This is a genomic window from Paragemmobacter straminiformis (assembly GCF_014243445.1).
In the GTDB taxonomy this organism is placed as follows: domain Bacteria; phylum Pseudomonadota; class Alphaproteobacteria; order Rhodobacterales; family Rhodobacteraceae; genus Paragemmobacter; species Paragemmobacter straminiformis.
Window position 1 is genome coordinate 425,250 of sequence record NZ_JACLQD010000002.1, and the last position, 21,546, is coordinate 446,795.

Annotated in this window: 20 protein-coding genes and 1 tRNA gene; 10 read left to right on the forward strand and 11 right to left on the reverse strand. The window is 65.9% G+C overall.

Features of this window, described 5'->3' with window-relative positions; all coding sequences use genetic code 11:
• Positions 1-76: 76 nt before the first annotated feature.
• The 10 genes from H7F16_RS07845 to pgi all read left to right on the forward strand — a co-directional run bounded on the left by H7F16_RS07845 (position 77) and on the right by pgi (position 12,681).
• Entirely contained in the window at positions 77-1,237 is a 1,161-nt protein-coding gene (locus H7F16_RS07845; protein ID WP_185797021.1) for an FIST N-terminal domain-containing protein, read from the forward strand.
• A complete protein-coding gene (locus H7F16_RS07850) occupies positions 1,225-3,423 on the forward strand; it encodes a PAS domain-containing hybrid sensor histidine kinase/response regulator (protein WP_241741343.1) in 2,199 nt (732 codons plus the stop codon). The genes H7F16_RS07845 and H7F16_RS07850 overlap by 13 nt, the downstream gene beginning before the upstream one ends.
• A 71-nt stretch (positions 3,424-3,494) precedes the next feature.
• Complete coding sequence (locus H7F16_RS07855) at positions 3,495-4,022, forward strand: SRPBCC family protein (protein ID WP_185797022.1); 528 nt, start codon at positions 3,495-3,497, stop codon at positions 4,020-4,022.
• Between the two features lie 36 nt (positions 4,023-4,058).
• Positions 4,059-4,544, forward strand: coding sequence for a (2Fe-2S)-binding protein (locus H7F16_RS07860; protein ID WP_185797023.1), 486 nt, complete (start codon positions 4,059-4,061; stop codon positions 4,542-4,544).
• Positions 4,545-4,565: 21 nt separating this feature from the next.
• Entirely contained in the window at positions 4,566-6,944 is a 2,379-nt protein-coding gene (locus H7F16_RS07865) for a xanthine dehydrogenase family protein molybdopterin-binding subunit (RefSeq protein ID WP_185797024.1), read from the forward strand.
• Between the two features lie 15 nt (positions 6,945-6,959).
• A complete protein-coding gene (locus H7F16_RS07870) occupies positions 6,960-7,748 on the forward strand; it encodes an FAD binding domain-containing protein (protein ID WP_185797025.1) in 789 nt (262 codons plus the stop codon).
• Positions 7,749-8,074: 326 nt separating this feature from the next.
• The gene (locus H7F16_RS07875; RefSeq protein WP_185797026.1) at positions 8,075-8,659 is read left to right on the forward strand and encodes an HNH endonuclease; all 585 of its coding nucleotides are present in this window, start codon (positions 8,075-8,077) and stop codon (positions 8,657-8,659) included.
• A gap of 293 nt (positions 8,660-8,952) precedes the next feature.
• The gene (gene zwf / locus H7F16_RS07880; protein ID WP_185797027.1) at positions 8,953-10,407 is read left to right on the forward strand and encodes a glucose-6-phosphate dehydrogenase; all 1,455 of its coding nucleotides are present in this window, start codon (positions 8,953-8,955) and stop codon (positions 10,405-10,407) included.
• Positions 10,404-11,075, forward strand: coding sequence for a 6-phosphogluconolactonase (pgl, locus tag H7F16_RS07885; protein ID WP_185797028.1), 672 nt, complete (start codon positions 10,404-10,406; stop codon positions 11,073-11,075). The genes zwf and pgl overlap by 4 nt, the downstream gene beginning before the upstream one ends.
• 4 nt (positions 11,076-11,079) lie before the next feature.
• Entirely contained in the window at positions 11,080-12,681 is a 1,602-nt protein-coding gene (gene pgi / locus H7F16_RS07890; RefSeq protein WP_185797029.1) for a glucose-6-phosphate isomerase, read from the forward strand.
• Between the two features lie 65 nt (positions 12,682-12,746).
• Here the strand turns inward: pgi and H7F16_RS07895 are convergent, their stop codons facing one another.
• The 11 genes from H7F16_RS07895 to H7F16_RS07945 all read right to left on the reverse strand — a co-directional run bounded on the left by H7F16_RS07895 (position 12,747) and on the right by H7F16_RS07945 (position 21,372).
• A complete protein-coding gene (locus tag H7F16_RS07895; RefSeq protein WP_185797030.1) occupies positions 12,747-13,100 on the reverse strand; it encodes a RidA family protein in 354 nt (117 codons plus the stop codon).
• Between the two features lie 79 nt (positions 13,101-13,179).
• Positions 13,180-13,253 (reverse strand) — tRNA-Gly (locus H7F16_RS07900).
• Positions 13,254-13,430: 177 nt separating this feature from the next.
• The gene (locus H7F16_RS07905; protein ID WP_206682586.1) at positions 13,431-13,988 is read right to left on the reverse strand and encodes a fasciclin domain-containing protein; all 558 of its coding nucleotides are present in this window, start codon (positions 13,986-13,988) and stop codon (positions 13,431-13,433) included.
• A gap of 173 nt (positions 13,989-14,161) precedes the next feature.
• Positions 14,162-14,821, reverse strand: coding sequence for an anti-sigma factor (locus H7F16_RS07910; RefSeq protein WP_185797031.1), 660 nt, complete (start codon positions 14,819-14,821; stop codon positions 14,162-14,164).
• The gene (locus tag H7F16_RS07915; protein WP_185797032.1) at positions 14,818-15,363 is read right to left on the reverse strand and encodes a sigma-70 family RNA polymerase sigma factor; all 546 of its coding nucleotides are present in this window, start codon (positions 15,361-15,363) and stop codon (positions 14,818-14,820) included. Before H7F16_RS07915 ends, H7F16_RS07910 begins: the two co-directional genes overlap by 4 nt.
• 79 nt (positions 15,364-15,442) lie before the next feature.
• The gene (locus H7F16_RS07920) at positions 15,443-17,479 is read right to left on the reverse strand and encodes an ASKHA domain-containing protein (RefSeq protein WP_185797033.1); all 2,037 of its coding nucleotides are present in this window, start codon (positions 17,477-17,479) and stop codon (positions 15,443-15,445) included.
• Between the two features lie 91 nt (positions 17,480-17,570).
• Entirely contained in the window at positions 17,571-18,722 is a 1,152-nt protein-coding gene (locus tag H7F16_RS07925; protein ID WP_185797034.1) for a CaiB/BaiF CoA transferase family protein, read from the reverse strand.
• Positions 18,723-18,860: 138 nt separating this feature from the next.
• A complete protein-coding gene (locus H7F16_RS07930; protein WP_241741344.1) occupies positions 18,861-19,079 on the reverse strand; it encodes an N-(5'-phosphoribosyl)anthranilate isomerase in 219 nt (72 codons plus the stop codon).
• A 44-nt stretch (positions 19,080-19,123) separates the two neighbouring features.
• Positions 19,124-20,104: a methyltetrahydrofolate cobalamin methyltransferase gene (locus H7F16_RS07935; protein ID WP_185797036.1), complete on the reverse strand. Its 981-nt coding sequence runs from the start codon at positions 20,102-20,104 to the stop codon at positions 19,124-19,126.
• A gap of 15 nt (positions 20,105-20,119) precedes the next feature.
• The gene (locus H7F16_RS07940; protein ID WP_185797541.1) at positions 20,120-21,040 is read right to left on the reverse strand and encodes a methylenetetrahydrofolate reductase; all 921 of its coding nucleotides are present in this window, start codon (positions 21,038-21,040) and stop codon (positions 20,120-20,122) included.
• Between the two features lie 17 nt (positions 21,041-21,057).
• Positions 21,058-21,372, reverse strand: coding sequence for a virulence factor (locus tag H7F16_RS07945; protein WP_185797037.1), 315 nt, complete (start codon positions 21,370-21,372; stop codon positions 21,058-21,060).
• Between the last annotated feature and the right edge of the window lie 174 nt (positions 21,373-21,546).

The following is a 21,546-nucleotide window of genomic DNA, read 5'->3' on the forward strand; positions in this document are numbered from 1 at the left end:
AGGGGCGGAGGCCGCGGCAAATTCCGGTTGCGCGTCGGGGCGGGGCTTGTAGCGTGGCCAAGGGGAGGACGCGCGGATGGAGGCACTTGCAGGGCTGTCGCTGGTGGCGCGGGCTTCGGTCGATGTGGGCGAGGCGCATCCGATCCGTGCGCTCGAGGCGGCGCTGGGGCCGGGGCCTTTTGCGGTTGTGATCCTGTTCATCTCGCCCGATGTCGACATGGGCCGGCTGGCCGGGCGGATGGCCGACAGGTTCGGCGGGGCGACGGTGATCGGCTGCACCACGGCGGGCGAGATTTCGGGCGCGGGATACAGCGAGCGCGAGATCGTGGCGGTGGGGCTGCCTGCGGCGCATTTCGCGGCGGATGTGCTGCTGGTGCCCGATCTGTCGGTGCTGGAGCGTGACACGCTGATCGGCGAGTTGATCCGGCGCAGGCAGGGGCTGGCGCGGGGGCGTGCCGGATGGCAGGGGGAATTCGCCTTTCTGATGGTCGACGGGCTTTCGGTGCGCGAGGATGCGCTTGCCTCGGCGCTGGCCAGCGGGCTTGGCCCGGTGCCGCTGTTCGGGGGCAGCGCGGGGGACGGGACGCGGTTCAAGCAGACCTTCGTGCTGCATGGCGGGCAGGCCTTGCAGAATGCGGCGGTGCTGACGCTGGTGCGCACCGATTGCCGTGTAAAGGTGTTCAGCCTTGACCATCTGGTGCCGACCGAGAAGCGGATGGTGGTGACAGGGGCCGACCCCGCGCGGCGGATCGTGCGGACGATCAACGCCGAGCCTGCGGCGCAGGAATATGCGCGGCTCTTGGGCAAGGACCCGGCGCAATTGACCACCTTTACCTTTGCCGCCCATCCGGTGGTGGTGCGGATCGGGGGCAAGCATCATGTGCGGGCGATCCAGCAGGTGGGAGAGAACGGCGATCTTGTGTTCTTTTCGGCCATCGACGAGGGGGTGGTGCTGACGCTGGCCGAACCGCAGGACATGGTGGCGCATCTGGCGGCCGAAATGGCGGCGCTGTCGCGGCAGGGGCGGCCCGAGGTGATCCTTGCCTGCGATTGCATCCTGCGGCGCATGGAAGCGCAGGAAAAGCAGAAGTCGGGCGCGGTGTCGGCCTTGTTGCGGGAAAACCGCGTGGTCGGCTTTTCGACCTATGGCGAACAGTTGAATTCCATGCATGTGAACCAGACCATGACCGGGGTGGCGATCTATCCGCCCGAAGGGGGCGGCGCTTGGACACGTTGATCAACCCCGCCGATCCGCCCGAGCGGCAGGTCGAGAAGCTGCGCACCATCGCGCAGGTCCTGATGCGGCGGGTCGAGCAGATCACCGATGACAGCGGGGCCGCCTATGCCCAGTTCCAGCGCGCGGCGATGCTGGAGGACCAGGTGCGCGAGCGGACGCGCGATCTGGAGCGGGCGCTGGACCTGTTGAACGAGTCGAACGCGCAACTGGCGCAGGCCAACCGCGAGACCGAGGCCGCGCGGCAGAACCTTGCCAATGCCATCGAGACGATTCAGGAGGGGTTTGCGCTATTCGATGCGGATGACGTGCTGGTCATGTGCAATTCGCGCTTCGGGATGCATATGGCCGATGTGCGCCCGCATCTGACTCCGGGGCTGCGGTTCGGCGATTACGTGGGCCTTGTGAGCCGGTCGCGGTTTCTGGAACTTCCCGCGGGAGAGCGGCCCGAGGACTGGGCCGTGGGACGGCGGCGGCGGCATCAGGACCGGCATGTCATGTTCAACGTGCGCATGACGGGCGATTGCTGGGTGCAGGTGTCCGAACACCGCACCGGCGACGGCGGCACGGTGATCTTGCAGACCGATGTGACCGAGATCATCCGGCTGGAGCGCAGCGAGCGCGGCAAGATGCTGGACGATCAGGCGCGGGTGATCCGTGCCACGCTCGACCATATCGGGCAGGGGGTGTGCATCTTCGATGCCGACGCGCGGCTGGTGGGGTGGAACCAGCGGCTGGGGCAATTGCTGGCGATTCCGATGGCGCGGTTCCGGCTGGGGACGGGGTTCGACGCGCTGCTCGACCGGTTCCGGCCCGATTTCACCTTTGGCATCGGGATGACCGGCGCGCGGCTGGGGGACTGGGTCGAGGATGCGGCACGGGGGGCGCTGCGCTTCGAGTTGCGGCGGGATGCGGAGCTGATCCTCGATGTCTTTGCCCAAGGCATGCCGGACGGCGGTTTCGTGATGAGCTTTACCGATGTCACCGCCGAGCGCGCCGCGATCGAGGCGTTGAGCCGCGCCAACGAGACGCTGGAGGCGCGGGTGATGGCGCGGACGCTCGAACTCGAGGATGCGCTGGGGAATGCGGAGCGGGCCAATGCCTCGCGCACGCGCTTTGTCGCGGCGGCGAGCCATGATCTGCTGCAACCCCTGTCGGCGGCGAAACTGTTCCTGTCGTCCATCGGGGACGAGGGGCTGACGCCGGTTGCACGGGGGGCGCTGGACAAGGCGCAGAATGCGCTGGTGTCGGTCGAGGGGATTCTGGCGGCGCTGCTCGACATTTCCAAGCTGGAAAGCGGCAAGGCGGCGGTGTCGGTGGGGGCGGTGAGGTTGGACCGCTTGCTGGCGCAGCTGAACGACGAGTTCGGGGCGATTGCGGCGGCCAAGGGGCTGGCCTTTCGGGTTGTCGGGTCGGGGGCGGTGGTGGTTTCGGACGCGGCCTATCTGCGGCGGATCTTGCAGAACCTGATCGGGAACGCGATTCGCTACACCGAGCGCGGGCGCGTGCTGGTCGGCGTGCGGCGCGCGGGGCCGATGCTGCGGATCGAGGTGACCGACACGGGGCCGGGGATTCCCGAAGAGGCGCAGGACGATATCTTCAAGGAATTCCACCGCTTGAACGCGCAAGCTTCAGCCAGCGAGGGGCTGGGGCTGGGGCTTGCCATCGTTGAGCGGGCCTGCGCGCTGCTGGGCCATCCGCTGGGGCTGCGGTCGGTCGTCGGGCGGGGGACGACCTTCATGGTGCAGGTGCCCGCCTATACCGGGGGCGAGGTGCTGGTCGACCGGCCGAAAGCCGAGGCGCCGCAGGGAGCGATGGAGGGGCGGATCGTCTTTCTGGTCGAGAACGATGCCGACCTGCGGCGGGCGATGGGGCTGCTGCTGGAGAAATGGGGGGTGAGCGTGCTTGACGCGCCCAGCGGCGAAGCGGCGCTTGAATTGCTCGAGGAGCTGGGCATACTGCCGGATTGTTTCCTTGTGGATCAGGACCTTGGCGCGGGGATGGACGGGATTTCCTTTCTGGCGCGGGTCAGGGCGGTGCATGGCGCGGTGCCGGCGCGGCTGGTCACGGCGATGCGCGGGGCCGCGTTCGACGCGCGGGTTCAGGCGGCCGGAGTGGCGGTGATGGCCAAGCCCATCGACGCGCGGGCCTTGCAGGATTTCATCGCGGGGCTGGCCGTTCACGAATAGCTGTTTACGACCATTGTTCCATTGCGCGGTTGCGCGGGCCGCTTAGACTTCGGTCAAATTCAGGGGGGACCATGCAGCTATCCGACCACCGAGACATCAAGGCCGATCCGCAAACGGTATGGGCCGCGATCCTGAACCCAGATGTGTTGAAAGACTGTGTGCCCGGTTGCGAAAGCATGACCGGAACGCCGGACACGCAATTCGAGGCCGTGGTGACGCAGAAGGTCGGGCCGGTAAAGGCCACCTTCAAGGGGATCGTCACCCTGTCGGACATGGTGCCGGGCCAGAGCCTGCGGATCAGCGGCGAGGGCAAGGGCGGGCCTGCGGGCTTTGCCAAGGGCGGGGCCAATGTCACGCTGACCGCGACCGAGACCGGCACGCGGCTGAGCTACGAGGTCGAGGCCAGCGTGGGCGGCAAGATCGCCCAGCTGGGCAGCCGGATCATCGACGGCTTCGCCAAGAAGATGGCCGATGAATTCTTCACCCGCTTCCAGGAGGCAATCGAGGGGCCTGCCGTGGAAGAGGCGTCCGACGAGGCCGCCGGGGGCGAGGGCGAGGGCGAAAAGAAAAAGGGATGGTTCAAGAAGCTGATCGGCTGACGGAACCCTAAAGACACGGAAAACAGGGAGGAAACCATGACGAAAGTCACGATGACCGTGAACGGCAAGGCCGTTTCGGGCGAGGTCGAGGGCCGCACGCTTCTGTCGGCCTTTCTGCGCGAAGGGCTGGGCATGACCGGCACCCATATCGGCTGCGACACCAGCCAGTGCGGTGCCTGCGTGGTGCATGTCGACGGCAAGGCGGTGAAGTCCTGCACCATGTTCGCGCTGGATGCGGCGGGGTCGTCGGTCAAGACCATCGAGGGCATGGCGAATGCAGACGGCTCGTTGGGGGTGATCCAGCAGGCGTTCCAGGACCATCACGGGCTGCAATGCGGTTTCTGCACGCCGGGCATGGTGATGTCTTCGGCGGCGCTGCTGGCCGAGAACCCCAAGCCGACCGAGGCCGAGGTGCGCCATTACCTCGAGGGCAATATCTGCCGCTGCACGGGATACCATAACATCGTCAAGGCCGTTCTGGCTGCATCCGGTCAGGATGTGTCGTCGGTCGCGGCGGAATAAAGCAACAGGGGAGGAAACCAGATGCCGAAGGATTACGGGATCGGCGCCAGTTCGAAACGGCGCGAGGATGTCCGCTTTCTGAGCGGGCTTGGCAATTATACCGATGACGTGGTGATCGCGGGGCAGACCTATGCGGTCTTTGTCCGTTCGACCGTCGCGCACGGGCGGATCAAATCGGTGGGCACGGCCACGGCTTCGGCCATGCCGGGGGTTCTGGCCGTGTTCACGGGCGAGGATTTCAAGGATGTCGGCGGCAACCCTGCGGGCTGGCTGATCAACAGCCGCGACGGCACGCCGATGCGCGAACCCAAGCGGCCCGTGCTGGCGCATGGCAAGGTGCGCCATGTGGGCGACGCCTATGCCGCCGTGGTGGCCGAGACCTTGCAGCAGGCGAAGGACGCCGCGCAAGTCATTGCAGACGAAACGGAAATCGAGGAGCTGCCCGCGATCGTCGACATGGCGCAGGCCTTGGCCGATTCGTCCAACCGCGTGCATGACGAGATTCCGGACAACCAGTGCTTTGACTGGGGCTGGATCGAGGACAACCGCGCCGCGACCGAGGCTGCGTTCAAATCGGCGCCGCATGTGACCACGCTTGAGCTGGTCAACAACCGTCTGGTGCCGAACGCGATGGAACCGCGCGCCAGCATCGGCGAGTATTTCCCCGGCACGGGCGACTACAAGCTGACCACGACGAGCCAGAACCCGCACCTGACGCGCCTGCTGATCGCGGCCTTCGTCATGGGGATTCCCGAGAACAAGCTGACCGTTGTCGCCCCCGATGTGGGCGGCGGGTTCGGGTCGAAGATCTATCATTACGGCGAAGAGGCGCTGGTTCTGGCGGCGGCGAAAAAGATCAAGCGCCCCGTCAAATGGGTGGCCGAGCGGTCGGAAAGCTTTTTGTCGGATGCGCATGGCCGCGACCATGTGACCAAGATCGAGCTGGCGTGCGACAAGCAGGGCAATTTCCTTGCCTTCCGCACCTCGACCATGGCCAACGTGGGCGCCTATCTGTCGAACTTCTCGACCGCGACGCCGACCTTCCTGCATGGCACGCTGATGGCCGGCCCCTACAAGGTGCCGCATGTCTATGTGAACGTGAAGACCGTGTTCACCAATACCGCGCCCGTGGATGCCTATCGCGGTGCGGGGCGGCCCGAGGCGACCTACAGCCTTGAACGGGTGATCGACAAGATGTGCCGCGAGCTGAACCTCGACCCGTTCGAGGTGCGTCGCAAGAACTTCCTGACCACGGACATGTTCCCCTATACCACCCCGGTCGGGCTGGTTTACGACACCGGCAACTATCAGGCGACGCTGGACAAGGCGATGGAGCTGGGCGATGTGGCCGGCTTCGAGAAGCGCCGCGTCGAGAGCGCCAAGCGCGGCAAGCTGCGCGGGATGGGGCTTTCGACCTGGATCGAGGCCTGCGGTATCGCGCCGTCGAACCTTGTCGGCATCCTTGGCAGCCGCGTCGGGCTTTACGATGCGGCGACGGTGCGGGTGAATGCCACCGGCAACATCAGCGTCATGACCGGGGCGCACAGCCACGGGCAGGGGCATGAGACGGTCTTTGCGCAGGTCGTGGCCGAGCAGTTGGGGATTCCCGAAAGCTCGATCGAGATCGTGCATGGCGATACGTCGAAGATCCCGTTCGGCATGGGGTCTTACGGGTCGCGCAGCCTTGCGGTCTGCGGCACGGCGATGACCAAGGCGGTGGACAAGATCATCGCCAAGGGCAAGAAGATCGCGGCCCATATGCTGGAAGCGGCCGAAGGCGACATCACCTTTGCAGACGGCAAGTTCAGCGTGGCGGGCACCGACAAGGCCAAGACCTTCGGCGAGATCGCCTTCTCGGCCTATGTTCCGCACAACTACCCGCTCGAGACGCTGGAACCGGGTCTGGAAGAGACGGCCTTCTATGATCCGGCCAACTTCACCTATCCGGCGGGCGCCTATCTGTGCGAGGTCGAGGTCGATGCCGAGACCGGCAAGGTCGAGGTCTGCTCGTTCACCTGTGCCGACGACTTCGGGAATGTGATGAACCCGATGATCGTGGAGGGGCAGGTGCATGGCGGCGTGGGGCAGGGGATCGGGCAGGCGCTGCTCGAGAACACCTCCTATGACGAGAACGGGCAGTTGCTGACCGGTTCCTACATGGACTATGCCATGCCGCGCGCGGATGACGTGCCGTTCTATACGGTCGACGCCTCGTGCATCACGCCCTGCACGCATAACCCGCTGGGGGTGAAGGGCTGCGGCGAGGCGGGGGCGATCGGTTCGCCGCCGGCGGTGGTGAACGCGGTGATCGACGCGCTGCATCGTGGCGGGCATACGCACGTCACCCATATCGACATGCCTGTCAGCCCCTCGCGGGTCTGGTCGGCGATGAACGCCTGAAGGGAGGGTCGAGACATGCATAACTTTGACTTCGTGAAGCCCTCGTCCATCGCGGAAGCGGTGAAGGCCCTGTCGAACGAGGGCGCGCAGGCGCTGTCGGGCGGGCAGACGCTGACGCCGACGATGAAGCAACGGCTTGCCGCACCGAGCGTGCTGGTCAGCCTGACCGGAATCGCCGAGATGAAGGGTGTCTGCCTTGGCGATGACGGGCTGAGCATCGGGGCGGCGACGCCGCATGCGGTGGTTGCCGCCGAGGCGGCCAAGCACTATCCGGCGCTGGCCGCACTGGCGGGGGGCATCGGCGATCCGGCGGTGCGCAACCGCGGGACCATCGGCGGGTCGCTGGCCAACAACGACCCTGCCGCCTGCTATCCGGCGGCGGTGCTGGGGTCGGGGGCGACGGTCGTGACCAACAAGCGCAAGATCGCGGCGGACGACTACTTTCAGGGCATGTTCACGACGGCGCTGGAAGAGGGCGAGATCATCACCGGTGTCACCTTTCCCGTGCCGGAGAAGGCCGCCTATGTGAAGTTCAACCAGCCCGCCAGCCGGTTCGCGCTGACCGGCGTGTTCGTTGCCAAGTTCAAGGGCGGCGTGCGCGTGGCAGTCACGGGGGCGTCGAACAACGGCGTCTTCCGCTGGAGCGAGGGCGAGTCGGCGCTGTCGTCGAACTTCTCGGGCGCTGCGGTGGCGGGGCTGAAGGTGGATGCCGCCGAGATGATCGGCGACCTGCACGGCACGCCCGAATACCGGGCGCATCTGGTGAAGGTGCTGACCAAGCGCGCTGTCGACGCGGCGCGCTGAGCCCGGGCAAAAACGGTCGGAGCGGCCCTGCCATCGGCGGGGCCGTTTCCTTTTGGGGCGGGGGGAAGATTTTTCGGCGAAAAATCTTCGTGCGGATTTTCTGCGAAAATCCGGTGCGGGGCGGTGCCGGGGGACTTCCGTGCAGAAAAAAGCGGCGATGCGGGTCACATGGGCGTTACAGGCGCAGGCTAGCTGTGATCGGCGCGGACCCAACAGCTTGAGGGGCTTGCCAGAGAGGTTACGCCATATATAGTCAAAGCTGTCGGGGCGGGGCTCCCCGCCCCGGGTCGGAAGGCGGCGGGTCGAAAGCGGAGTCTCAAAGACCGATGGACGGCGATTTCAGGACACAGTTCGTAAGGGATCCGGCGGCGCTGAAGCATTATCCGGCTTTGGTGCTGAACGCCGATTACCGGCCGCTCAGCTACTACCCGCTGAGCCTTTGGCCCTGGCAGGAGGCGATCAAGGCGGCCTTCCTCGACCGTGTGCAGATCGTGGCGGAATACGACCATGTGGTGCGCAGCCAGAGGCAGGAGTTCCGCATACCCTCGGTCGTGGTGCTGAAAGAATTCGTCAAACCCCAGAAGCGCGTGGCCTTCACGCGCTTCAATCTTTTTCTGAGGGACGAGTTCTGTTGCCAGTATTGCGGCGCGAAGGGGGATCTGACCTTTGACCATGTGTTGCCGCGGTCGCGGGGCGGGGTGACGAGCTGGGAGAATGTGGTGGCGGCCTGTAGCCCCTGCAACCTGCGCAAGGGGTCCAAGACGCTGCGGCAGGTGGGAATGCATCTGCGCCGCCCGCCGCGCCAGCCTTCGGCCGAGGAGATGCAGTCGCACGGGCGGCGCTTTCCGCCGAACCATCTGCACGAGAGCTGGATGGATTACCTCTACTGGGACGCCGAACTGGACGCCTGAGGCAAGGAGATTTGCCGCAGCGTCGGGCGGGGCGCTGTTCGGGGGGCCTTCTGCCCCCCGCGGGGCGCCTGCCGCGCCCCTTCCCCCCGAGGATATTTGGGGCAAGAGGAAGGCGGCAGGCGCTTCGGAGCGGCGTTGCGGTTGCGCGGGAGCTGGCCTGAACCATGCTGCAGAGCAGCAACGTGCTTTGCCCGGCGTGAAAGCGGTGCTAGACAGGGCGGGTTCGCGGGGGTAAAAGCGGCGGCGTTAGCGCTAACAACGCAGCGCACGACCAGCAGCAGCGAGGGAATTCAATGGTTTCGCGTGTCATTCCGGTCGACGCCTTCGACCTTGTGATTTTTGGCGGGACGGGAGACCTTGCGCGGCGCAAGATCCTGCCGGGTCTTTACCGGCGGTATCTGGCCGGCCAGATGCCCGAGACGAGCCGGATCATCGGTGCGGCGCGGGCCGATCTGACCGAGGCGGCCTTCCGTGACACGGTGCGCGAGGCCATCGTCGAATTCGTTCCCGCCGAGCGGCAGGACAAGGCGGCGATCGACGCCTTCATCGGGCGGATCGGCTATGTCTCGATCGACGCCAAGGGCACCGGCGGCTGGACCGAGTTGAAGGCGATGATGCGCGAGAATGTCGTGCGGGCCTTTTACTTTTCAGTGGCGCCCGCGCTGTTCGGGGATATTGCGGAGCGGTTGCACCAGCATGGCATCGCCGATGCCTGGAGCCGGATCGTTGTCGAAAAGCCCTTCGGGCGCGACCTTGCCTCGGCCCGGGCGCTGAACGGGACTTTGGCCAAGCATTTCAACGAACAGCAGATCTACCGGATTGACCATTATCTGGGCAAGGAGACGGTCCAGAACCTGATGGCGGTGCGCTTTGCCAATATCCTGTTCGAGCCGCTGTGGAAGGCCGAATACATCGACCATGTGCAGATCACCGTGGCCGAGACCGTCGGTGTCGAGGGGCGTGGAGCCTATTACGACAAGTCGGGCGCGATGCGGGACATGGTGCAGAACCACCTGATGCAGTTGCTGTGTCTGATCGCGATGGAGCCGCCCTATCACTTTGACCCCGATGCCGTGCGGGACGAGAAGCTGAAGGTGATCCGCGCGCTTGACGCGGTGCGCCCCGAGGACATCGTGCGGGGGCAGTATCTGGCCGGCGGCGGGCAGGGCGGCTATGTCGAGCATTCGGAAAACCCCGCGAGCAAGACGGAAAGCTATGTCGCGCTCAAGGTGCATATCTCGAACTGGCGCTGGAAGGGCACGCCCTTTTACCTGCGCACGGGCAAGCGGCTTCGTGCGCGCGCGTCCGAGATTGCCATCACCTTCAAGGAACCGCCGCATTCGATCTTTGACGATGCCGAAGGCTGGCGCGAGAATGTTCTAGTCATCCGGTTGCAGCCCAACGAGGGCATGAACCTGATGATGATGATCAAGGAACCGGGACCGGGGGGCATGCGTCTGATGCAGGTGCCGCTGGACATGGCCTTTGCCGATGCCCTTGGCGCGGATGCCGAGGATATTCCCGACGCCTACGAGCGGCTGATCATGGATGTGATCCGCGGCAACCAGACCTTGTTCATGCGCGGCGACGAGGTCGAGGCCGCCTGGGCCTGGGCCGACCCGATCATCCAGGGTTGGGAAGAGCGTGGCCAGAAGCCGCAGGGATATGATCCGGGATCCAGTGGCCCCGAAGATGCGTTGATGCTGATGCATCGCGACGGGCGGCGCTGGAGGGAGATCAAGGAATGAAGCTGGAGACCTATCCCGACCGCGAATTCCTCATGCTCGGGCTTGCGAATGTGATCGCGGGGCAGCTTGCGGATTTTCTGCGGCGGGAGGGCAAGGCTTCGCTTTCGGTGCCGGGGGGAACCACGCCGGGGCCGATCTTCGACACCTTGTCGGGGGTCGACATCGATTGGGGCAATGTCGCCGTCTTCCTGAACGACGAGCGCTGGGTCGACGAGGGCAGCCCGCGGTCGAACACGCGCCTGTTGCGCGAGCGGTTCCTGCGCGGCAAGGCGGCGGCGGCGCGGCTGGTGCCGCTTTACGCGCCCGTGCCCGCGCCCGAGCAGGCGCTCGAGGCATTGTCCGAAGGCATCGCCGCCCATCTGCCGATTTCGGTCCTGCTGCTGGGGATGGGGGCCGATATGCACACGGCCTCGCTTTTTCCCGGGGCTGACCGGCTGGAGGAGGCTTTGGCCGCCGATGCGCCGGTGCTGATGGCGCTGCGGGCAGAGGCGGCGGGAGAGCCGCGCATCACGCTGACCGCGCCGGTCTTGCGCGGGGCGATGAATATCCATGTGCTGATCACCGGAGCCGAGAAGCGTGCGGCACTCGAGCGGGCGATGGAGCTGTCACCTCTCGAGGCGCCGGTGCGGGCGGTGCTGGACAACGCAACCGTGCATTGGGCGGAGTGAGACGATGAAAGAGATCTGGCAGGCGCTTTCGGCGCATCACGAGGGCGTCGCGGGGCGGTCGATCCTGTCGCTGTTCGACGACGCGACGCGGGCCGAGCATTTCACCGCGCGGGCGGGCGAGATGGTCTTTGACTGGTCCAAGACCAATATCGATGCCGATGCGCGGGCGATGCTGGTGGCGCTGGCCGAGGCGTCAGGCGTGGCGGCGAAGCGGGCGGCCATGTTCACGGGCGAGACGATCAACGAGACCGAAGGCCGCGCCGTGCTGCATACGGCGCTGCGCAATCTGGATGGAACGGTGATCGTCGGGGGCAAGAACGTGGTCCCCGCCATCGTTGAGACACTGGAGCGGATGGAGGCCTTTGCGCGCGACGTGCGCGAGGGGCGTTTTGCGGGGCAGGGCGGGCGCATCACCGATGTGGTCAATATCGGCATCGGCGGGTCGGACCTTGGCCCTGCGATGGCGACGCTGGCGCTGGCGCCCTATCATGACGGTCCGCGCTGCCATTATGTCTCGAATGTCGACGGGGCGCATATCGCGGATGTGCTGCGCGGGCTGAACCCGGAGACGACGCTGGTGATCGTGGCGTCCAAGACCTTTACCACCATCGAGACGATGACCAATGCCATGACCGCGCGCGACTGGATGGCGCGGGTGGTGAAGAACCCCGCCGCGCAATTTGCCGCCGTGTCGACGGCGGCCGACAAGACGGCAGCCTTTGGCATCGATGCCAGCCGCGTCTTCGGCTTCGAGGATTGGGTCGGCGGGCGCTATTCGATGTGGGGGCCGATCGGTCTTGCGCTGATGCTGGCCGTTGGCCCCGAGGATTTCCGCGCCTTCCTTGCCGGTGGGCGGGCGATGGACGAGCATTTCCTGACGGCCGGCTTCGACGAGAACCTGCCCGTGCTGCTGGCGCTTGTGGGCATCTGGCACAACCAGATCTGCGGCTATACCACGCGGGCGGTGCTGCCCTATGACCAGCGGCTGTCGCGGCTGCCCGCCTATCTGCAACAGCTCGAGATGGAGAGCAACGGCAAGCGCGTGGCGATGGACGGGTCAGACCTGACGATCCATTCGGGGCCGGTGGTCTGGGGCGAGCCGGGGACCAACGGGCAGCATGCGTTTTACCAGCTGATCCATCAGGGCACGCGGGTGGTGCCTTGCGAATTCCTTGTCGCGCGGCAGGGGCACGAGCCGCATCTGGCGCATCAGCACGTGCTGCTTGTGTCGAACTGTCTGGCACAGGCCGAAGCGCTGCTGCGCGGCCGGTCGCTGGCCGAGGCGCGGGCGATCATGGCGGCCAAGGGGCTGGCGGGCGACGAACTCGACCGGCAGGCGCGGCATCGGGTGTTTCCGGGCAACCGGCCCTCGACGGTGCTGGCCTATCCCAAGCTGACGCCCTTTGTGCTGGGCCAGATCATCGCGCTTTACGAACACCGCGTCTTTGTCGAGGGCGTGATCCTCGGCATCAATTCCTATGACCAATGGGGGGTCGAGCTGGGCAAGGAGCTGGCCCTGGCCTTGCAGCCGATCCTTGAAGGCAAGCAGTCGGCGGCGGGCAAGGACGGGTCGACGCAGGCGCTGGTCGAATATCTGAAACCCTGACCCCTTCACCTTTGGGCAAATACTCTCAGGGGGGTGCGGGGGGCAGAATGCCCCCCGCTTCCGTCTTACTTCAGCGCGGCAGTCACGATCACTTCGACGCGATAGGCGGGAGTGGCGAGTTTGGCTTCGCCCGTGGCGCGGGCGGGGGTGTGGCCCTGCGGCACCCATGCATCCCAGACGCTGTTCATCTCGGCAAAGTCGGCCATGTCAGCCAGCCAGATCTGCGCCGACAGGATGCGCGTCTTGTCGATGCCCGCGCCGGCAAGGATGCGGTCCACTTCCGCAAGGCAGGTGCGGGTCTGGTCGGCGACCGAGTCGCCCGGTTTGCCGACCTGTCCGGCAACCCATAGGATTCCGTTATAGGCCACGCCTTCCGACATGCGCGGGCCGGTGCCGTAGCGGGTGATATCGCTGTTCATCTGGAAAACCCCTGTCTTGACGATGCCAGATGCCTAACGCCGGACGCGGGCGAAGGGAAGGGCAGGCGAAAGGAAGGATTGGAGCGGGTGAAGGGAATCGAACCCTCGTATTCAGCTTGGGAAGCTGCTGCTCTGCCATTGAGCTACACCCGCCTGCGGGGTTTGAGGTAAGCGATGGGGCGGGCGGCGTCAAGCGGGAACGGGCAATGCGGAACGGGGGGACCGAGTGACCGGTCCCCCCGCAAGGCCGCCCGGGACTTGCGCGGGGACATATGCGCAAGCCCGGGGGCTTTGGGATGCGGGGCGGTGGGGGCCGCCCCTGTTACGTGATCAGCCCTTGGGCAGCATGACCGTGTCGATCACGTGGATGACGCCGTTCGACTGCTTGACGTCGGCGATGGTGACGGTGGCGACGTTGCCGTTCTCGTCGGTGAGCTTGATCATGTCGCCTTCGTAGCTGGCCTGCAGGGTGCAGCCGCCCAGGGTCGGGACCGGGTGCTTGCCGTTGTCATCCATGATCATCTTGTTCAGCGCCTCGGCCAGAACGGCCTTGCCCACGACGTGGCAGGTGAGAACCTTGACCAGCGTGTCCTTGTTCTCGGGCTTCAGCAGGGTTTCGACCGTGCCTGCCGGCAGTTTGGCGAAAGCCTCGTTGGTCGGGGCAAAGACGGTGAAGGGGCCCGCGCCTTGCAGCGTCTCGACCAGACCCGCGGCCTGAACGGCGGCGACGAGGGTGGTATGATCGGCCGAGTTCACGGCGTTCTCGATGATGTTCTTGTCGGCGAACATCGCGGCCCCGCCGACCATCGGGTTTTCACCGCTGTGCGAGGCGGCGAAGGCGACGGAAGCGGTCAGGGCGAGGATGGCGGTGGCCATGCGGAATTTCATGTGTCTGTCTCCGGTACTGCGGCGGGCCAATCCCGCCTTGCATCAGGACTTACGGGGGGTGGTGGGGGGAAGTTTCAGGGGGATGAAAATTTTTCGGAGAAAAAATTTTCGGCACGGCGCGGTGCGGTGCAGCCCGCCCCTCTGCCGCGCAAGGCGGAGAGGGGGGGCGGGGGTTACAGGTCGGTGATCGTGCCTGCGGCCAGCACGGGGCCGGTGGGCGCGCCCGTGGGCGAGCCGCCTTCGGGTTCCAGCGACACGGCGAGGGTCCAGCCTTCGGGCGTGTCGGGATAGGCCACGGCAAGGGGCGCGTCGGTCAGCAGGCCGAGTGAGACCGGCGCTGCATCGGGCGCGATGATCCAGAGTTCCTGCACCTGCCCAGCCGGAGCGGGCGTTCCCGCAACGCGGGTGACGACAAGCGTCTGGCCATCGTGCCGCGCCTCGAACCGCAGCGGATCGGCTTCGGCGCCCAAGGTCGCCACAAGCGGCGCGGGGGCGGGCGGGACCAGCAGGGCCACGGCGGCAATCGCCACGGCGGCTGCGGCGATGGCCCCCGCAAGCCAGCCGAAAAGCGGGCGGCGGCGCGGCGCGGGCGTTCCGAAAAGCCGCGCCTCGATCTGCGGCAGCAGGTTCGGGGCGGGGGCTTCGGCGAAACCCCCGTTGAGGTCTGCAAGCCGGTTTTCCCATGCGGTGATGCGGGCGGCAAAGGCCGTGTCGGTCTTGGCGCGTGTCTCGACCGACAGGCGTTCGGGCAGGTCCAGCACGCCAAGCACATATTCGGCGGCGAGGACGTCGTCCTTGTCTTGCGGGGTCATGGCGAGATCATCGGAGGTCATTGGTCGAGACACTCCCGCAATTTGAGAAGGCTGCGGCGCAGCCATGTGCGCATGGTGTTCAGCGGCACGGCGTAGCGGTCGGCAAGATCGGTATAGGCCAGCCCGTCGAGATAGGCCCCGCGCACGGCGGCGGCGCGGTCGGGTTCGAGCGTGGCGAAGCAATCGGAAATGCGCCGGGCCTCGCCCTTGGCAATAAGGCTGCCTTCGGCGGAAAGGGAGGTGTCGGCCACGCTGTCCAGTTCGTCGCCGTCATCGCCTGCGGCGGCGGGGGAACGGCTGCGCAGGCGGTCGATGGCATGGTTGCGCGCGATGGCGATGAGCCATGTCATGCCGCGCCCCTTTTCGGGATCGAAGCGTCCGGCGCGGAGCCAGACACGGGTGAACACTTCCTGCAATGCATCTTCAGCCTCGGATCTTGTGCCGAGGATACGCAGAAGCGTGCCCATAAGTTTCGACGAGGTCGCGGAATAGAGGTCGCGAAAGGCGGCGCGGTCTGCGGCGGCCACCTTTGCGATCAATCCGGCAACCGTATCTTCTTCCATGTCCATCCTGTCGGGTTGATCGGGTTATAAGGCAGGACGACGAAAAGGAAAGAAGGTTGAGGCAGGGCGCGATTTTTCCCTAGCGCCGCCGTCTGCGCCCTTCGCTGCCCGCGCCGCCCGCGTTGAAGCTGACATCGGGCAGGGTGACGATGGCGTTGAGGTTGGGGAAGGGGTCGGTCTTGTGCGGGATGGCGTTGGCCGCGACGAAATGTTCCTGAAAGCGCGGTTCGATCGCGGTTTCGACCTTGTGGATGTCGTGGACGGTCGCCTCGATCTGGTTGCGCAGGCCGATGTTGCACAGCGCCATGCGCGCGCCCGTGCCTGCGGCGTTGCCGGCACTTGTCACCTTGTCCAGCGGCACGTCGGGGATCATGCCCAGCACCATCGCGTGTTTGGGGCTGATATGCGCGCCGAAGGCCCCGGCAAGGGTGACGCGGTCGACATGGTCGATGCCCATTTCGTCCATCAGCAGGCGCGCGCCGGCGTAGAGGGCGGATTTGGCAAGCTGGATGGCGCGGATGTCGCCTTGGGTGACCATGATCCTTGCCCCGCCTTCGGCGCTGGCGTCGTGCAGGACATAGCTGTGGGTGCGCCCCTCGGGGGTGCAGCGCCAGGTTCCGGTCTGTTCGGGGCTGCCGATGAGGCCGCCCGGATCGAGCAGGCCCGCAAGGCGCAGCTCGGCCACGGCCTCGATGATGCCCGAGCCGCAGATGCCGGTGATGCCGGATTGTTTGGTCGCCTCGGCAAAGCCCGCGTCGGTGGACCAGAGGTCGGAGCCGATGACCTTGAAGCGCGGCTCTTTGGTGACGGGGTCGATCTCGACGCGTTCGATGGCCCCCGGTGCGGCGCGCTGGCCCGAGGAGATCTGCGCCCCCTCGAAGGCGGGGCCGGTGGGTGAGGAGCAGGCGAGGACGCGGGTTTCGTTGCCAAGCAGGATCTCGGCATTGGTGCCCACATCGACGATGAGGACCATGTCCTTGGATTTGTTCGGCTCTTCCGACAGGGCCACGGCGGCGGCATCGGCCCCCACATGGCCCGCGATGCAGGGCAGGATATAGACGCGGGCGGCGGTGTTGATGTTGGTCAGGTCCAGTTCGCGCGCATCGAGCGACATCGAGCCCGAGGTGGCAAGCGCAAAGGGCGCCTGACCGAGTTCGACAGGGTCGATGCCCAGAAGCAGGTGGTGCATCACCGGGTTGCAGACAAAGACCACCTCGTAGATCAGGGCGGGGTCGATCTGCGCCTCGGCCGCGATGGAGGTGGCGAGGGCGTTGATCGCCTCGCGCACGGCGCGGGTCATTTCCACATCGCCGCCGGGGTTCATCATGGCGTAGGAGACGCGGGACATGAGGTCTTCGCCGAAGCGGATCTGCGGGTTCATCAGGCCCGAGGAGGCAAGCACCGATCCGTCGCGCAGGTCGCACAGATGCGCCGCGATGGTGGTGGAGCCAAGGTCGATGGCAAGGCCGTAGAGCCCGCCTTCGTAGAAGCCGGGGAAAATGTCGAGGATGCGGGGGCGGGCGTCGTGGTTGCCCTTGTGCAGCGCCACGGTGACCTTCCATTCGCCCTTGCGCAGGGCGGGTTGCAGGCGGCGCATGAGCGGCAGGCCTGCGGTAAGGTCCTGCACCTGCCACTGGTCGCGCAGGGCATTTGCGAGGCGTTCGAAATCGCCCGTGGGTTCGTGCATGTCGGGTTCGGCCACCTCGACGTACAAAAGGCGGGTGGCGGGGTCCATCACGATGTCGCGCTGGGTGGCGGATTTGCGGATGACCTGCTTGTGGACCTGTGATTCCGGCGGCACGTCGATGACCACATCGCCCATCACCTGCGCCTGACAGCCGAGCCGGCGACCGGGGGCCATGCCGCGCTTGGACTTGTAGCGTTCCTCGACCGAGTTCCATTCGGTCAGCGCGTCGGATTCGACGCTGACGCCATGCTTGGGGAAATCGCCGTAAGAGGGCGTGATCTGGCATTTCGAGCAGATGCCGCGCCCGCCGCAGACGGAATCGAGGTCAACCCCCAGCTGGCGGGCGGCAGTCAGCACGGGAGTGCCGAGCGGGAAGCGCCCGCGCTTGCCCGAAGGGGTGAAGATCACGAGGGCATCTTGATTGGACATGGGTCACCGGTTCTACGTTCGCGCATGCTCTTCTTAAGCCGCGTTGGGGCGGGGGCAATGTCTGTTCGCGGCAGAAAAGGCTTAAAGCGCGTCAAGCGGGGTGATCGAGCCAGTCGAGGATGGCCGCGCGGTCGCCGTCGAGGGTGGGGGCGGGGGGACGGGCCGACTGTTCGGGCAGGGTGGACATCTTGATCGGATTGCCCGCAGCGGTGAAGGCGGGGCCGCCGCCGTCGCGCGGGGTGACGGGCAGCACCATGTTGCGGGCGAGGATCTGGGGATCGGCCAGCGCCTGCGCCATGTTCTGCACGCGTCCGGTGGGGATGCCTGCGGCATCGAGCGTGGCGATCCAATGGGCCACGGGCTGTTGCAGCGTGACCGTCTCGATCAGCCGTTTCAGCAGGTGGACGTTGTCGCAGCGCAGGCCGTTGGTGGCAAAGCGCGGATCGGCGGGATCGAGGCCGAGGGTGGTGCAGAGCTTGCCAAAGAGCGCGTCGTTTCCGGCGGCGATGACGAAAAAGCCGTCGGCGGCGCGGAAGGTGGAAAAGGGCGTGATCGTCGGATGGCGCGCCCCTGTCGGGCCGGGCGGGTGGCCGGTTGCTGTCGCGATGGCGATGGCGTGTTCCTGTATCGGGATCTGGGCGTCGAGCATGGCGATGTCGATCTTGGCGCCTTCGCCCGTCTTCTCGCGGGAATAGAGGGCTGCAAGCACGCCTTGGGCCAGATACATGCCCGCCACGATGTCGCCGATCGAGGCGCCGACGCGGACGGGGGGGCCGCCTTCCTCGCCCGTGATCGACATGACGCCGCCGCGGGCTTGCACGACCATGTCATAGGCGGGTTTGGCCGCATCGGGGCCGGTATGGCCAAAGCCCGACACCGCGCCGTAGATCAGGCGGGGAAAGCGGGCGTGCAGGCTGTCGTAGCCGTAGCCCAGACGCTCCATCACGCCGGGGCGGTAGTTTTCAAGCAGGATATCGGCGCGGCCGAGCAGGCGGTCGAAGATTGCGCGGTCGGCGGGCTGTTTCAGATCGAGCGCGATGGAGTGCTTGCCCGCATTCAGGGCCGCGAAATAGGCGGATTCGCCGCCGAGAAAGGGGGGGAAGGCGCGGGTGTCATCGCCCGTGACGGGGCGTTCGACCTTGATGATTCTGGCGCCGAGGTCTTGCAGCGTGGACGAGCAGAAGGGACCGGCAAGGACATGGGTGAGATCGAGGACGGTGATGCCGGAAAGGGGGGCGGGCATGGGCGGGACCTGTGCGTGGCTTCGCGGCGAGCAAAGCGTTAACCTGCGCTTATTGCAATGCCGCGCCTCAACGATTTTTCTGCGAAAAATCAGAGGCGGTCACATGGCCTGAATTTTCGCCAGAAAATTCGTTGGCCGTCAGAAGAGCAGATGGATTGCGCCGGAATGGCAAACCACGATGAACTGGTCGGACGTCTGGATAAGGTGAAACCCCCGCGCGCGCACTTCGCGCAAGAACCTGTCGCGACCGACCTCGCGGTCGATCCAGTCGACGTTGCGTCGGATCACATGGCCATCGGCGGCCTTGGCCGAGAATATCAGCCTGATCCAGGTGTCTGCGGTACTTAGGCGACTCATCTGCATGGGGCGACCCTAGCCGCCCCATGCTTAACAAAGCCTTATCAGGCGCGGCCGCGACGGCCGCCACGGCGGCCACCGGCGGCCTGGCTTGCGGCGGCAGAGGCTTCGGCAAAGGTCATGCCGCCCTCGACCGCTTCCAGAACCTTGGAAAAGCGGATCCATTCGCCGCCATTGGCGTCGTGGTTCATCAGCATGTTGGCGGCGCGGATCGCCTCCATTTCCTGCTGACGCACGGGGTTCATGATGGCGCTGGTCATGCCGGCGCCGATGGCCATCGGCAGGAAGGCCCCGTTCACGCCGTGACGGTGCGGCAGGCCGAAGGAGATGTTCGAGGCACCGCAGGTCGTGTTCACGCCCAACTCCTCGCGCAGGCGGCGGACGAGGGCGAAGACCTGCTGTCCGGCCGAGGCCATCGCGCCCACGGGCATGACCAGCGGGTCGACCACGATGTCATGGGCGGGAATGCCGAAATCGGCGGCGCGCTGCACGATCTTTTTGGCCACGGCAAAGCGGACGTCGGGATCGGGCGAAATGCCGGTGTCGTCGTTGGAAATCGCCACGACCGGCACGTTGTATTTCTTGACCAGTGGCAGGACGAGTTCGAGCCGCTCTTCCTCGCCCGTGACCGAGTTCAGCAGCGGACGCCCCTCGCAGGCGAGAAGGCCGGCCTCCAGCGCGCCGGGAACGGAGCTGTCGATGCAGAGCGGCACGTCGACGGTTTGCTGCACGATCTCGATCAGCGCCTTCATCAGCGGCGGTTCGACGAAGTTGTTGTCGGCATAGCGCGGGTCTTGCGCCATCATGTTGGTAAAGACGGCGCCCGAGTTGATGTCGAGCACGGTCGCGCCACAGGCAACCTGTTCCAGCGCGTCACGGATGACGGTGTCGTAATTGCCAAGCTCGAGCTCGGCGGCGAGCTTCTTGCGCCCGGTGGGGTTGATGCGCTCGCCGATGACGCAGAAGGGTTCGTCGAAACCGATGATGACGGTTTTCGTTTTCGATTCCAATACAGTGCGGGTCATTCTGAAACCTTTGCGTTAAGCTTGGCTGGCGGGAACGCCAGAGGCGCCGCCGTTTTCGGTGGCCCAGGTGGCATTGGTCTTGATGCCGCCAAGGGGGAAGAAGTGGACGGATTCGATGCCGAAGCCGGGGTTCGCCGCCTTGTGCGCGGCAAGGGCCTGCACGAATTCGGTCGGCTCGTAGGGCATCAGAAGCTTGGTCACGTCCATCGCGCGCTTTTGCAGGACGCGCAAGCTGGGGCCGACGCCGCAGGCGATGGCGAATTTGATCAGGGTTTGCAGCTTGGCAGGGCCCGCCACGCCGATGTGGACGGGCAGGTTGACGCCTTCGGCCTTGAGGCGGTCGACCCATGCGATCACGGGGTCGGCCTCGAAGCAGAACTGGGTCGCCATTGCCATCTTGGCATCGGTCCGCTCGGCAAAGGCCGATTTCCAGCGGGCGGCCTCCATCACGGCGCGGTCGGAGCCATCGGGGTCGATGTCCTTGTTGCCTTCGGGGTGGCCCGCGACGTGGAGCCGTTCGAACCCGTCGAAGGCGCCGGATTCGAGAAGCTGCATCGAAGTGTGGAAATCACCCGCGGGCTGCGCCACGCCGCCTGCGAGCAGAAGGCCCTGCTTGACGCCGGCTTCACCCTTGTAGCGGGCGACCCAGTCGAGAAGCGTCGCCTTGTCCTTGATGATGCGCGCGGGGAAGTGCGGCATCACGGGGAAACCTTCGGCGTTCAGGCGCTTGGCGGTGGCGACCATGTCCTCGATCGGGGTGCCGTCGATATGGGCGATGTAGACGCGGGTGCCTGCGGGCAGGATGTCGCGGAAGCTGTCAACCTTTTCGGCGGTGCGCGGCATGACCTCGATCGAATAGCCCTTGAGGAAGGCTTCGAGCGCGGCGGAAGCCGGTGCGGGAGCGGTCGCCTCGCGGCGGAAGTTGAAGAGGGCCATGAGGGTCTCCGTGAGGGTCATGCGGAACGGGGGGTGGACCAGCCGTCGGCGTCGATCAGCGTCTTGATGCGGGCGGTGTCGAATTCGGCTTCGAGCCGGTCGGCTTCGGCGCGGGCGATGGCGGCGGGGTCGTCGCCTTCGACCGTGTAGGAGGGGGCCTTGCGCCATTCGGCCAGATAGCTGTCGGTGTCGCGTGCGCCGACTTTCATGGCGCAACGGTCGATCGCCTGCTCGAAGCGTTCGGGAAGCTGGACCTTCGATCCGCTGCGCCCCTTGCCCACGATCACCTGGGCGGGGATGTCGCGCCAATACACCACTGTCACTTCCGGCATCCGAGTCACCCTGTTTTTGTCCGTTCCGTAATAGCGCCAATGCGCGACCCGCGATGTCGGTTTTCGACATGGCGGACGCATGTAGCGACCCTGCTGCGGGCTGCGCCTTGACTATCGCAAAAGAGCGCGTCGGGCGACGGGCAAGTTGGCGCGGAATTCATCGAAATTTTCAAC

Coding starts and splice junctions, on each gene's coding strand:
- H7F16_RS07845 (WP_185797021.1), top strand. CDS start 77: ATGGAGGCACTTGCAGGGCTGTCGCTGGTGGCGCGGGCTTCGGTCGAT.
- H7F16_RS07855 (WP_185797022.1), top strand. CDS start 3,495: ATGCAGCTATCCGACCACCGAGACATCAAGGCCGATCCGCAAACGGTA.
- H7F16_RS07860 (WP_185797023.1), top strand. CDS start 4,059: ATGACGAAAGTCACGATGACCGTGAACGGCAAGGCCGTTTCGGGCGAG.
- H7F16_RS07865 (WP_185797024.1), top strand. CDS start 4,566: ATGCCGAAGGATTACGGGATCGGCGCCAGTTCGAAACGGCGCGAGGAT.
- H7F16_RS07870 (WP_185797025.1), top strand. CDS start 6,960: ATGCATAACTTTGACTTCGTGAAGCCCTCGTCCATCGCGGAAGCGGTG.
- H7F16_RS07875 (WP_185797026.1), top strand. CDS start 8,075: ATGGACGGCGATTTCAGGACACAGTTCGTAAGGGATCCGGCGGCGCTG.
- zwf (WP_185797027.1), top strand. CDS start 8,953: ATGGTTTCGCGTGTCATTCCGGTCGACGCCTTCGACCTTGTGATTTTT.
- pgl (WP_185797028.1), top strand. CDS start 10,404: ATGAAGCTGGAGACCTATCCCGACCGCGAATTCCTCATGCTCGGGCTT.
- pgi (WP_185797029.1), top strand. CDS start 11,080: ATGAAAGAGATCTGGCAGGCGCTTTCGGCGCATCACGAGGGCGTCGCG.
- H7F16_RS07895 (WP_185797030.1), bottom strand. CDS start 13,100: ATGAACAGCGATATCACCCGCTACGGCACCGGCCCGCGCATGTCGGAA.
- H7F16_RS07905 (WP_206682586.1), bottom strand. CDS start 13,988: ATGAAATTCCGCATGGCCACCGCCATCCTCGCCCTGACCGCTTCCGTC.
- H7F16_RS07910 (WP_185797031.1), bottom strand. CDS start 14,821: ATGACCTCCGATGATCTCGCCATGACCCCGCAAGACAAGGACGACGTC.
- H7F16_RS07915 (WP_185797032.1), bottom strand. CDS start 15,363: ATGGAAGAAGATACGGTTGCCGGATTGATCGCAAAGGTGGCCGCCGCA.
- H7F16_RS07920 (WP_185797033.1), bottom strand. CDS start 17,479: ATGTCCAATCAAGATGCCCTCGTGATCTTCACCCCTTCGGGCAAGCGC.
- H7F16_RS07925 (WP_185797034.1), bottom strand. CDS start 18,722: ATGCCCGCCCCCCTTTCCGGCATCACCGTCCTCGATCTCACCCATGTC.
- H7F16_RS07930 (WP_241741344.1), bottom strand. CDS start 19,079: ATGAGTCGCCTAAGTACCGCAGACACCTGGATCAGGCTGATATTCTCG.
- H7F16_RS07935 (WP_185797036.1), bottom strand. CDS start 20,104: ATGACCCGCACTGTATTGGAATCGAAAACGAAAACCGTCATCATCGGT.
- H7F16_RS07940 (WP_185797541.1), bottom strand. CDS start 21,040: ATGGCCCTCTTCAACTTCCGCCGCGAGGCGACCGCTCCCGCACCGGCT.
- H7F16_RS07945 (WP_185797037.1), bottom strand. CDS start 21,372: ATGCCGGAAGTGACAGTGGTGTATTGGCGCGACATCCCCGCCCAGGTG.